At 69.0% G+C, this 12,011-nt stretch carries 9 protein-coding genes and 1 pseudogene; 6 read left to right on the top strand and 4 right to left on the bottom strand.

Annotation, left to right across the window (positions count from 1 at the left end; all coding sequences use genetic code 11):
- Nucleotides 1-222: 222 nt before the first annotated feature.
- The 3 genes and pseudogenes from OHS70_RS13415 to OHS70_RS13405 all read right to left on the bottom strand — a co-directional run.
- A pseudogene (locus OHS70_RS13415) lies at nt 223-427 on the bottom strand (IS1380 family transposase); the annotation flags it as partial.
- Between the two features lie 505 nt (nt 428-932).
- Nucleotides 933-1,235: a helix-turn-helix domain-containing protein gene (locus OHS70_RS13410; protein ID WP_328405600.1), complete on the bottom strand. Its 303-nt coding sequence runs from the start codon at nt 1,233-1,235 to the stop codon at nt 933-935.
- A 143-nt stretch (nt 1,236-1,378) separates the two neighbouring features.
- Nucleotides 1,379-1,591, bottom strand: coding sequence for a hypothetical protein (locus tag OHS70_RS13405; RefSeq protein WP_328406197.1), 213 nt, complete (start codon nt 1,589-1,591; stop codon nt 1,379-1,381).
- On the opposite strand from OHS70_RS13405, the gene OHS70_RS13400 reads away from it, so the two are divergent.
- The 6 genes from OHS70_RS13400 to OHS70_RS13375 all read left to right on the top strand — a co-directional run bounded on the left by OHS70_RS13400 (nt 1,578) and on the right by OHS70_RS13375 (nt 11,051).
- Nucleotides 1,578-1,829, top strand: coding sequence for a hypothetical protein (locus tag OHS70_RS13400; RefSeq protein ID WP_328406195.1), 252 nt, complete (start codon nt 1,578-1,580; stop codon nt 1,827-1,829). The genes OHS70_RS13405 and OHS70_RS13400 overlap by 14 nt on opposite strands.
- 62 nt (nt 1,830-1,891) lie before the next feature.
- Complete coding sequence (locus tag OHS70_RS13395) at nt 1,892-3,910, top strand: thioredoxin domain-containing protein (protein WP_328397083.1); 2,019 nt, start codon at nt 1,892-1,894, stop codon at nt 3,908-3,910.
- A gap of 227 nt (nt 3,911-4,137) precedes the next feature.
- A complete protein-coding gene (locus OHS70_RS13390) occupies nt 4,138-5,406 on the top strand; it encodes a glycosyltransferase (RefSeq protein WP_443062602.1) in 1,269 nt (422 codons plus the stop codon).
- Complete coding sequence (locus OHS70_RS13385; RefSeq protein WP_443062601.1) at nt 5,403-7,214, top strand: ArnT family glycosyltransferase; 1,812 nt, start codon at nt 5,403-5,405, stop codon at nt 7,212-7,214. The genes OHS70_RS13390 and OHS70_RS13385 overlap by 4 nt, the downstream gene beginning before the upstream one ends.
- Entirely contained in the window at nt 7,211-8,446 is a 1,236-nt protein-coding gene (locus OHS70_RS13380) for a glycosyltransferase family 2 protein (RefSeq protein WP_328397081.1), read from the top strand. The genes OHS70_RS13385 and OHS70_RS13380 overlap by 4 nt, the downstream gene beginning before the upstream one ends.
- A gap of 229 nt (nt 8,447-8,675) precedes the next feature.
- On the top strand, nt 8,676-11,051 hold the full coding sequence (locus tag OHS70_RS13375) for a galactose oxidase-like domain-containing protein (RefSeq protein WP_328397079.1): 2,376 nt from the start codon (nt 8,676-8,678) through the stop codon (nt 11,049-11,051).
- A gap of 94 nt (nt 11,052-11,145) precedes the next feature.
- On the opposite strand, the gene trhA is transcribed toward OHS70_RS13375, so the two are convergent.
- A complete protein-coding gene (trhA, locus tag OHS70_RS13370; protein WP_328397077.1) occupies nt 11,146-11,823 on the bottom strand; it encodes a PAQR family membrane homeostasis protein TrhA in 678 nt (225 codons plus the stop codon).
- Nucleotides 11,824-12,011: the final 188 nt, after the last annotated feature.

Raw genomic sequence — 12,011 nt, 5'->3', positions numbered from 1 at the left:
CGTGCATCTGTGTCCTGGATGTGCTGGGCGTACGTAGAGGACGGGCCGGTCAAGCGCCGGGGCCGACCGGTCGACTCGCCTCCTCAACTATGGTGAAAGCATGAGGAACTGGCCATTGACACTTGCGGCAGTGCCGGTATCGGCATTGCCGCAATGGGCAATACCTCTGGCCCCGATCCTTCATGAGGGTCCGTCGGCTCGCTGACGGACCCTTCGGCTATGTTCACGGACTTGAGCGCGGGTCTGCCGCAGTGCGGTCAGCGTCCCGCTTCCCTCGCGCTGCCAGCGTGTCGACCAGCCGGGGCACCGTCGGATCGGAGGCCGCCGGCTCGAACACCGCCGGCTCGGCCCGCAGCATGCCCACGTCCGCCAGGCGGTCCTCACCCAGCGCGACCGCGAGCGCCACATCCAGCAGAACCGAGCTTGGTGGACCACCAGGACCTCCCGCTTCCACGCACTGATGCCCGCCGCCTGACGGTGGCGGGCATCAGTCAAGGGCCCACAATGCCCAACAGTGTCCGGGCGGCTGGGTCCCTAGACGTTTCTCCGCCTACCTTCCAGCCGACCGCGCCCTCGCCGCCCCTTCAGTTCGCCCAGCCAGCCCTACGGACTGGAGGCGAGGACCTTGGCCGCTTGCGGGACGCTCCTCTTGACCTGCTTGCCCGTGTGGGTTTTCTCCGTGGTCGCGCGGACGCCGTCGATGCGCAGTCCTTCGCTGGTCCCGGGGTCGGACTGCCGGAGCGGGGTTGGGCGGACCGGGGTCGCCCAGCGGAACACCGGACCCCCTTGTGGAGGGGGCCGTCGTCGAGGCGCTGTCCATGGGGTGGCACCAACTCGTCCCGTGCGGGCAGAAGTTGGGTGGTGTCGCGCGGGCTGCCTGGAAGGCGGCTACCGGTAGTTCGTCAATCCACATCACCGCCGGGTTCGATGAACTACCGGTAGTCGGCAATGCCTTGCTCGGTGGCGATGCCCGATCGAATAATTGGGCGGCACCGGTCGCCGATCAATGCGGCCTGGAGTGGTGACTGCACCCCCAGTTTCTGAGTGATACTTGCCAAATGGGCGCGAACTGTTCGTTCCGCTATTCCGAGTTCTCGCGCCAGTTGTCGGTTCCCCAAGCCGTCCGCCAGAAGCAGGAGCACTTCTCGTTCACGCCTAGTGAGCTGGTCAAGCCCTTGGTGTGTCAGGTCTGTCGACGCCGCGGTTCCCCTCGCGGTCGACTCTTCCGTACGCATAGCTATGCTCCGTTTTGATTGATTTACCCCGGAGTGACGTCGCTCTGGTCGTGAACTTAAGTCACATGGGGCCCCGTGTGACCGATCGTAGGCGAGCGGTGTCCCGTTGACGCGCACATTTGCCAACCGCCTTGTGACAGAGCTCAGTTCACGGTGAGGCGGTCGGCGAGCGTGAAAGCGTCGGCAATCGCGTAGACCCACTTGTTGATCTCGGCGCGGGTCACGGACAGGGGCGGCGCCATGAAGAGCATGCCAGGCGGGGCGAGGGTGGAGACGCCCTGCTCCATGAGGCGGGCCAGCATCGCCTTCATCACGGTCGGCCCCTCCTCTGTGCCGGAGGTGATGGGCTCCAGCACCCTCACGGGTGTACCGCTGCCGGAAGGTGAGCTGACCGGCCTCCGCCTCGTCCAGGGCGCGGGTGTACGCCTCGTACTCCTCCGCCGCCGTCTCGGCCATCGCGTCCAGCGCTCCGCGCGCCCGTGCGAGCAGGACCTTGCCGTCCGTACGCCCGCCCGACCGGCGCAACTCGTCCGCCCCGGCGTGAAGGGAGACCGCTCCTGGGACGACTCACGGCTTGAGCCGATGTGGCGCTGAAGCGAGACCACAGCGGGCCTCCTGTCCGGCCGTCGCGTGGGTACTGGGGCAGGATGGAGACCATGCCGAACCGACTGGCGCACGAAACGTCGCCTTACCTCCTGCAGCACGCCCACAACCCGGTCGACTGGTGGCCCTGGTCGGCGGAGGCGTTCGAGGAGGCGCGCAGGCGCGGGGTGCCGGTGCTGCTCAGCGTCGGCTATTCCTCTTGTCACTGGTGTCACGTCATGGCTCACGAGTCCTTCGAGGACGCGGCGACCGCGGCCGTGATGAACGAGCGCTTCGTCAGCATCAAGGTCGACCGCGAGGAGCGGCCCGACGTCGATGCCGTCTACATGGAAGCCGTGCAGGCCGCCACCGGGCAGGGCGGCTGGCCGATGACCGTGTTCCTGACGCCCGATGCCGAGCCCTTCTACTTCGGTACGTACTTCCCGCCCGCCCCGCGGCACGGCATGCCCTCCTTCCGGCAGGTGCTCGAGGGCGTGGACAGCGCCTGGACCGACCGCCGCGAGGAGGTCGCCGAGGTCGCCGGGAACATCGTCCGGGAGCTGGCCGGACGCTCCCTCGCGCACGGTGGGCAGGGCGTGCCCGGTGAGGCCGAGCTCGCGCAGGCGCTGCTCGGGCTGACGCGGGACTACGACGAGCGGTACGGCGGATTCGGCGGCGCTCCGAAGTTCCCGCCGTCGATGGTCGTGGAGTTCCTGCTGCGGCACCACGCCCGCACCGGCGCGGAAGGAGCGCTGCAGATGGCCGCCGACACCTGCGAGGCCATGGCGCGTGGCGGGATGTACGACCAGCTCGGCGGCGGTTTCGCGCGGTACGCGGTGGACCGCGAGTGGGTGGTGCCCCACTTCGAGAAGATGCTCTATGACAACGCCCTGCTGTGCCGTGTCTACGCCCATTTGTGGAAGTCCACCGGCTCCGAGCTCGCCAAGCGCGTCGCGCTGGAGACCGCGGACTTCATGGTGCGCGAGCTGCGCACCGCCGAGGGCGGCTTCGCGTCCGCGCTGGACGCGGACAGCGATGACGCGACGGGCAGGCATGTCGAGGGCGCGTTCTACGTCTGGACGCCGCAGCAGCTGCGTGACGTGCTCGGCGACGAGGACGGGGACCGGGCGGCCGACGTCTTCGGGGTGACCGTGGACGGCACTTTCGAGCACGGTACGTCGGTTCTCCAACTCCCGGGCGAGGAAGCCGATCCGCAGCTGCGGGCACGGCTGCTCGCGGCCCGGGAGGAGCGCCCGAGGCCGGGGCGTGACGACAAGATCGTCGCCGCCTGGAACGGCCTCGCGATCGCCGCGCTCGCCGAGGTGGGCGCGTACTTCGAGCGGCCGGATCTGATCGAGCGGGCCACGGAGGCGGCCGATCTGCTGGTGCGGCTGCACATGGACTTCTCGGCCCAGGGCGTACGGCTGGTCCGCACCTCCAAGGACGGCAGGGCCGGCGCCAACGCGGGCGTGCTGGAGGACTACGCCGATGTCGCGGAGGGCTTCCTGGCGCTCGCGTCCGTCAGCGGTGAGGGAACCTGGCTGGAGTTCGCCGGTTTTCTTCTGGATATCGTCCTGGACCAGTTCATGGCGGAGGGCGGTGCGCTGTACGACACCGCCCATGACGCCGAGCAGCTGATCCGGCGGCCGCAGGACCCGACGGACAATGCCGCTCCCTCCGGCTGGTCGGCCGCTGCCGGAGCGCTGCTCTCGTATGCAGCCCACACCGGCTCCGAGGCTCATCGCGCGGCTGCCGAGGGCGCGCTGGGCGTGGTGAAGGCGCTCGGGCCGCGTGCTCCGCGCTTCATCGGGTGGGGGCTCGCGGTGGCGGAGGCGCTGCTGGACGGGCCGCGCGAGGTGGCGGTCGTCGGGCCTCAGGGCGACCCGGCCACCGGGGAGTTGCATCGTGCGGCGCTTCTGTCGAGGGCTCCGGGAGCGGTGGTCGCCGTCGGTGAGGCGGATGGTGCGGAGTTCCCGTTGCTGCGGGAGCGTCCGCTGCTCGACGGCCGTCCGGCGGCGTATGTCTGCCGCAACTTCGTGTGTCACGCGCCCACTTCGGATGCGGATGAGCTGTCCCGTCAACTCAATGGCTGAAAAACGGCGTCCAAGTACCACACGGGCCACGTAACTTGCCCGAAATCTCATGAAGTACCCACGGACCGGCAGAATTTATCGGAGAGGCACCGGAAGGTAATCCTCCGCGTCTATTGTCCTGAACGAACAGGAGCAGGCGTGCGTACTGGGGAGTGCGCGCGCGGGGGAAGTGTGCGCCGCAGGCCAGGGGGGTCCTAGCCGCGGCGCGGGTCCAAGGGGGGACTTCAGTGCTGGTTTCGTTGTTCGTCGTTGCCATTTCGCTGGCGCTGTTCTGGATGGCGGCGTTCACGCTGTGGTGGCAGATGCATGCCTGGCGCACGCCGGAAACGCTGGCCGCGACCCGGTTCGACCGCCCCGACGGGGGGGTCGGGCTGTCGTTCTCGCTGCTGCTGCCCGCCCGGCACGAGCAGGCGGTGCTGGAGCACACCATCGAGCGGCTGCTGGAGTCCACCCACTCCAACTTCGAGATCATCGTCATCGTCGGCCATGACGATCCGGAGACCGCGGCGGTCGCCGAACGGGCAGCCGCCCGCGACCCGGTCCGGGTGCGTGTCATCACCGACACGCACGAGGTCAAGAACAAGCCGAAAGCGCTCAACACCGCGCTGCCGCACTGCCGCGGCGACGTCGTCGGTGTGTTCGACGCCGAGGACCAGGTCCACCCGGAACTCCTCGCCCATGTCGACCACGCCTTCACCTCCACCGGAGCCGATGTCGTCCAGGGCGGCGTACAGCTGATCAACTTCCACTCCAGCTGGTACAGCCTGCGCAACTGCCTGGAGTACTTCTTCTGGTTCCGCAGCCGGCTCCACCTGCACGCCCAGAAGGGCTTCATCCCGCTCGGCGGCAACACCGTCTTCGTCCGCACCCAGGTGCTGCGCGAGGCGGACGGCTGGGACCCGAACTGCCTCGCCGAGGACTGCGACCTGGGTGTGCGGCTGTCGTCCGTCGGCAAGAAGGTCGTCGTCGCGTACGACAGCGACATGGTCACCCGTGAGGAGACCCCCGGCAGCCTGATGAGCCTGCTCAAGCAGCGCACCCGCTGGAACCAGGGCTTCCTTCAGGTGTACCGGAAGAAGGACTGGCGGCAACTGCCGGGCCGCGGCCAGCGGATGCTCGCCCGCTACACGCTGATGACGCCGTTCCTGCAGGCGTTCTCCGGCGTGATCATCCCGCTCAACGTCGCCATCGCGCTGTTCCTCGACGTCCCGGTCGGGATCGCCATCGTGACCTTCCTTCCGCTGGTCACGGCCATGGTCACCTTCGTCTTCGAGATCGTCGGCCTGCACGACTTCGGGGTGCAGTACGGCCTGCGCGTCCGCCTCGTCCACTACTTCAAGCTCGTCGTCGGCGGCCCCTTCTACCAGGTCCTGCTGGCCGGCGCCGCCGTGCGCGCGGTCTGGCGGGAGCAGCGGGGCCGTAACGAGTGGGAGCTGACCAGTCATGTCGGTGCGCATCTCACCGCGACCGAGACCCGAGAGGATGCCCACCGGTGACCACGACCCTGCCTCCGGCCCCCGATACGGCCGCTGACACGGCCGCCACCACCACCGCCGACGTGGCCGGTAAGGCCAGGCGCATCCGGCGGACCGCCTGGGCGCCCGGCCGTACCCGGCCGGTCGTGAGGTTTCGCAGCTCGCGGCCCGATCTGCTGCTCTGTGTCGGCCTGCTGTGCGTGATCCTGCTCGTCCAGGGCTGGAACATCACGCACTTCCCGACCCTCAGCGACGACGAGGGCACGTATCTCGCCCAGGCGTGGGCGGTCCAGCAGGGCGACGGACTCGCCCACTACACGTACTGGTACGACCATCCGCCGCTCGGCTGGATCCAGATCGCCTTCCTGACCTGGATCCCCTCGCTGATCGCGCCCGAGGCGATGACGGTCGCCACGATGCGGTTCGCGATGCTGGCGGTCAGCGCGGCTTGCGCGGTGCTGCTGTACGTACTGGCGCGGCGGCTGTTCCTGCCGCGCTGGGCGGCCGGGCTCGCGATGCTGCTCTTCGGGCTCTCCCCGCTCTCCGTGGTGCTGCAGCGCGAGATCTTCCTCGACAACATCGCCGTGATGTGGATGCTGCTGGCGTTCTGCCTGGCCGCTTCGCCGAGCCGTCATCTGTGGCACCACTTCGCCGCCGGTCTCACCGCCGCGATCGGAGTGCTGACCAAGGAGACGATGCTGGTCGTGCTGCCGGCGCTGCTGGTGACGATGTGGCGGCACAGCCACCGTGACACCCGCAAGTTCGCGGTCACCGGGGCGATCACTGCGTGCGCGCTGATCGGCCTGTCGTATCCGCTGTTCGCGCTGCTCAACAACGAGCTGTTCCCCGGACCCGGCCATGTGTCGCTGATCGACGGCATCACGTACCAGATGAGCCGAGAGGGCTCCGGGTCCATCTTCGACACGGGCTCCGGCTCGCACGGGGTGTTCCGGTCGTGGCTCTACTACGACCGGGTGCTGCCGCTGGGCGGCCTCGCCGGTGCAGCCCTGCTGCTGCTCACCGTGCGCTGGTCGGTGACGGCACGGGCGCTCGCCGGCCCGTCGCTCGCGGTGGCGATCCTCGCGGTCGTCGCGATGCGCCCCTCCGGGTATCTGCCGGCGATGTACGTCATCCAGGCGCTGCCTTTCCTCGCCCTGGTGCTGGCGGGCGGCACCGCGAGTGTGGCGCACGCGGTGCTGCGCCGCCCGGCGCGCCGGGTGTCCGCCGCCCCCGATGCGGTGGCAGAGGCGGCGCCGGAGCGTGCGCACGCTGCGGCGGTACCGCAGCAGCCCCGGCCGGAGGACGTGCCGGACGCGCTCGCGCCCGAGGCCGCTCCCGAGGCCGGACAGCACGCGCGACGGACCCGTCTGGTGCGCGGTGCGCGCCTGACAGTGGCCGGTGCGCTCGCCCTCGCCGCCGCCGCGTATGTCGTGCCGCGGTGGTACGACGGCAACCGCGCCGCCCTCACCGTCGACGCCAACGCCCCGTATCGCGCGGCCGCCGCGTGGATGCAGAACGAGGTCGACGATCCCGCATCCACCCGTGTGCTGGTCGACGACGCCCTGTGGCTGGATCTCGTGCACGACGGTTTCGAGCCCGGGACCGGGGCGATCTGGTTCTACAAGGCGGACCTTGACCCGGCGGTGACCAAGACGATGCCGCGCGGCTGGCGCGACCTCGACTATGTGGTCTCCTCGCCGACCGTCCGGCGTGACGCCGTCGATCTGCCCAACGTCAAGTCAGCACTTGAGCATTCGACGCCGGTCGCCGTCTTCGGCGAGGGCGAGGACCGCATCGAGATCCGAAGGATCGCTGGAGGCGACCTGTGACCACCCCCCGTACCGGTGCCGAGGAACTCGGCGATCCGGAGCTGAGTGCTACCCAGATCGCCGAACCCGGCGCCGTCACCATCGTCATCCCGACCTTCAACGAGTCAGGAAACATCCGCGAGTTGCTGCGCAGGCTCACCGAGTCGGTGCCTTCCCGGCTGCCCTGCGAGGTCGTGTTCGTCGACGACTCGACCGACGACACCCCGGAGGTGATCCGCAGCGCCGCGCAGGACTGCCCCTTTCCGGTCTCCGTCATCCACCGTGACGAGCCGGCCGGCGGCCTCGGCGGCGCGGTCGTCGAGGGGATGAAGGGCGCGGGCTCCGACTGGGTCGTCGTGATGGACGCCGATCTGCAGCATCCGCCCGCCCTCGTACCGGAACTGGTGGCCGCGGGGGAGCGGTCGGGTGCGGATCTTGTCGTCGCCAGCCGCTACATACGCGGCGGCAGCCGCGAGGGACTCGCAGGCGGGTATCGCATCGCGGTCTCCCGCGGCGCGACCTGGCTCACCAAGGCGCTGTTCCCGCGCCGGCTGCGCGGTGTCAGCGACCCGATGAGCGGCTTCTTCGCCATCCGGCGCAGCATCGTGACCGCCGACGTGCTGCGGCCGCTCGGCTACAAGATCCTGCTCGAGCTCGCGGTGCGCTGCCGGCCGGAGACGGTGGCCGAGGTGCCGTTCGTCTTCCAGGACCGGTTCGCGGGCGAGTCCAAGTCGACGGCGAAGGAGGGGATGCGCTTCCTCGGGCATCTCGTCGGGCTGCGCACGGCGTCGCCGGTGGCCCGGATGCTCGTCTTCGGACTGATCGGCCTCACCGGTTTCGTACCGAACCTCGTCGGACTCCATCTGCTGACCGGTGCCGGTATGCACTATCTGCCGGCCGAGATCGTCGCGAACCAGTTCGGTGTGGTCTGGAACTTCCTTCTCATCGAGGTGCTGCTGTTCCGCGACCGCCGTCGCCACCGGCACTGGGCCGACCGGGTGGGCAGGTTCGCGCTGCTCGCCAATGCCGATCTGCTGCTGCGCATCCCGCTCATCGCGCTGTTCGTGGGACGGATGGACATGGCGGTGCTGCCCGCGACCGCGCTGGCGCTGCTGACCACGTTCGTCCTGCGGTTCGCGGCGACGGAGGCGCTGGTGTACCTGCCGCGCAAGAAGTCCGCCCCGCGGACCGGCCGGCGTGGCGCCGCTGCCCCGCAGGCGCAGGCGGTGGGCAGCGAGCCCGCGAGCCACTGACCCCCACGAGCAACCGACCCCCACGGTCACTGTCCCCACGGCAGCTGAGCCCCCCACGGCCCCCCTCCCCCGAACCACCGCATGGCCGTCGCGGAACCGGACGGCCACCGAACCACCGCAGGGAAGAGCCGCACGGAAGGGATCTGCCATGTCACCACCGATCCGGAGAAGCCGCCGCCCGGGGAGCGGGCGCAGCCGCCGCAGAACAGCGCTGCTGGCTGTGAGCGCCATGACCACGGCACTGCTGATTTCCGCACCCCAGGCGTCCGCCGGCCCGCCGAACCTGATCAACAACCCGGGCTTCGAGACGCCGGGCCCGGATGACATGCCGGCCTGCTGGAAGAAGTCGGGCTGGGGCGACAACGACTTCACCTTCGAGACCGTCTCCGACGCGCACTCCGGCACCAAGGCGATGAAGGTGTCGCTGACCCGGCGGGTCGACGGTGACCGCAAGGCGCTCATCATGGAGGACTCGGTCTGCGCTCCGAGGGTGACGCCGGACAGGCAGTACGACCTCTCGCTCTGGTACAAGTCCACGACGCCCGACACCTCCGTCACTCTCTTCCGGCACGACACGACGGCGGGCTGGCAGTACTGGACCGATCTCAAGACGCTCGAGATGAGCGCGGGCTACCAGCGCGCCGAGGTCCGTACCCCTGCCGTTCCGCAGGGCACCGACCGGATCGCCTGGGGCGTGTCGGTGTACGGCACCGGCTCGGTCACCACCGACGACTACGTCATGGAGGAGGTGGCGCTGCCCACGCCCGAGCCGCAGTGCACGGGCACCCCCGAGGAGTGCCTGAAGGGCCGCTGGGACGTCCTGCCGGTCCAGAACCCGGTGCGCTCGATGCACTCGGTGGTGCTGCACAACGGCAAGGTGCTGGTGATCGCGGGCTCCGGCAACGACGAGTCGCTGTTCGAGGCGGGCACGTTCACCTCGGCGATCTACGACCCGGCCGACGGCACGTTCCGTACGATCCCCACCCCTGTCGACATGTTCTGCGCCGGCCATGTGCAGCTCCAGGACGGCAAGGTGCTGGTCATGAGCGGCAACAAGGGCTACCCGTCCGCCGACGGCACGATCGGCTACCAGGGCCTGAAGGACTCGTTCGTCTTCGACCCGGCGACCGAGACCTACACCCGTACCAATGACATGAACGGCGGCCACTGGTACCCGTCGGCGACCATCCTCGGCAACGGCGATGTGATCTCCTTCGGCGGTCTCAAGGAGGACTCCACCGGCAATGTGACCGCCGAGCTGTTCTCCGCGGCGCAGAACAAGTGGCTGCCGCTGTCGCAGGTCAATCAGACGTGGTCGTTCTGGGGCCTGTACCCGTCGATGATCCTGATGCAGGACGGCCGGCTCTTCTACTCCGGCAGCCATGTCTTCGGGAACGGCACCCAGGGCAGCGGCGCCTCCATCTACGACTACACCGCCAACACCATCACCGATGTGCCGGGTCTGCAGAACAAGGACCAGCGCGACGAGTCGGCGAGCGTGCTGCTGCCGCCGGCCCAGGACCAGCGCGTGCTCACGGTCGGCGGCGGCAACAACGAGACCAACCCGGTCGCCAACCGGCTGACCGACATCATCGACCTGAAGCAGCCCAGCCCGGCGTACACGCCCGGGCCGTTGCTGCCGCAGGGCGAGGTCGACCAGGGCCAGGGCCGGCGGCCGCAGACCGGGGCCGAGGGCAAGATGTTCGTCTCCGCGGTGCTGCTGCCGGACGGCAAGGTCTTCGAGACCGGCGGCGGTCTGCACGACCGGGCCGATCCGGTGTACGAGGCGTCGTTCTTCGACCCGGCGACCAACACCTGGGAGTCGGGACTCGCCACCGACCCGATCCCTCGGACGTACCACTCCTCGTCGTTCCTGCTGCCCGACGGCCGGGTGATGTCCGTGGGGGACAACCCGGGCAACGGCACGTACAACCACAGTGTGTCGGTCTACACCCCGCCGTATCTCCTCAAGGGCCCCCGGCCTCAGATCACCTCGGTGATCGACGGGGAGTGGACGTACGGAGACACTCAGCGGATCACGGTCGACCGGCCGATCGCCAAGGCGGAGCTGATCCGTCCGGCGGCGGTGACGCATTCGTCGGACCCCAACCAGCGGTTCGTGGATCTGCCGATGACGGTCGACGGCAACAACATCGACCTCAATGTCACCAGCAATCCGAACATGGCGCCACCCGGCTGGTACATGCTCTTCGCGGTGGACGCGAACGGCATTCCGTCGGTGGCGAAGTGGGTGCATCTGGGTGGGCCCTCCGCGATGGCGGCGGCCGCGAAGGCCCCGTCGGCGCACGTCCACGATTTCGCGGACGAGCTGGCGAAGGCGCCGAGGAAGGCGCAGAAGAAGCGGGGTTCGGTCCCCGTCAGTCCTCAGATCGCGGGCTGCGACCGGCACTACGGCTCGGCGGGTGTCTGTGTCCCGACGGTCTTCCCGAAGAAGGTCAAGGCGACGGCGGCGGCGCGGTGCGGCTGGCTGAAGGCGCATGACTACGGGCGCCTGAAGGTGAACGGCGAGGACGACCCCCTGCGGATCGATCCGAACCGCGACGGCGTCGCCTGCGCCAAGGGGGATGTACCCCAGCGCCGGTAGCCCGGACCCGCAGCAGGTCTTCACTGCGGACGCAAGTCGAGGGCCACCAGGACGACCGTGTCGTCCTGGTGGCCCTTCGTCGTTGCTCAGGGGCTCAGGAGTGCTGGTAGGCCACCAGCGAGATCCCGACGTAGTGGACGATGAACGCCGCGAGCGTGAGGGAGTGGAACACCTCGTGGAAGCCGAACCACTTCGGTGAGGGGTTCGGCCGCTTCATCCCGTAGATCACTCCGCCGGCGCTGTACAGCAACCCGCCCACGATCACCAGGACCAGCACCGCGATCCCGCCGGCGCGCATGAAGTCGGGAAGGAAGAAGACGGCGGCCCAGCCCATCGCGATGTAGCAGGGGGTGTACAGCCAGCGGGGCGCGCCGACCCAGAAGACCCGGAACGCGATTCCCGCAACCGCTGCCGCCCAGACCGCCCACAGCAGTACCCGACCGGTGGAGTCGGGAAGGAGCAGCAGCGTCAGCGGGGTATACGTGCCCGCGATGATCAGGAAGATGTTGGCGTGGTCGAGCCGACGGAGCACGGCCGTGGCACGCGGGCCCCAGGTGCCCCGGTGGTAGAGCGCGCTCACGCCGAAGAGCAGGCAGGCTGTCAGTGCGTAGATGCCACAGGCGATCCGGCCGCGCGTCGAGTCGGCGAGTGCCGTGAGGACCACGCCCGCCACCAGGGCGGCGGGGAACATCCCGGCGTGCAGCCACCCGCGCAGCCGCGGTTTGACGGGCGTCGGGTCGATCTCGGTCACATCGGGTGCTGCTGCAGTCATGGTCGGAATGTTACCTACGCAACCGTAGGTAACACTCCCGAGTGGCGATGCTCACGTGAGAGGTCCTCTGGACATATGCGCATTAGGCACCGATGATCAGATGAGTGCGGTCGGCACCGGATGAGCGCCTACGAAGCGTCCGGGTCGCAGCCCCCACGGGGCAACAAAATTCATACCCCTCACTTAGG

The sequence above is a fragment of the Streptomyces sp. NBC_00390 genome (genome assembly GCF_036057275.1).
Classification (GTDB): Bacteria; Actinomycetota; Actinomycetes; order Streptomycetales; family Streptomycetaceae; genus Streptomyces.
Note: the sequence above shows the minus strand (reverse complement) of the source record. Positions and strands in the feature narration are given on the sequence as shown.

Coding starts and splice junctions, on each gene's coding strand:
- OHS70_RS13410 (WP_328405600.1), bottom strand. CDS start 1,235: ATGCGTACGGAAGAGTCGACCGCGAGGGGAACCGCGGCGTCGACAGAC.
- OHS70_RS13400 (WP_328406195.1), top strand. CDS start 1,578: ATGGGCTCCAGCACCCTCACGGGTGTACCGCTGCCGGAAGGTGAGCTG.
- OHS70_RS13395 (WP_328397083.1), top strand. CDS start 1,892: ATGCCGAACCGACTGGCGCACGAAACGTCGCCTTACCTCCTGCAGCAC.
- OHS70_RS13375 (WP_328397079.1), top strand. CDS start 8,676: ATGACCACGGCACTGCTGATTTCCGCACCCCAGGCGTCCGCCGGCCCG.
- trhA (WP_328397077.1), bottom strand. CDS start 11,823: ATGACTGCAGCAGCACCCGATGTGACCGAGATCGACCCGACGCCCGTC.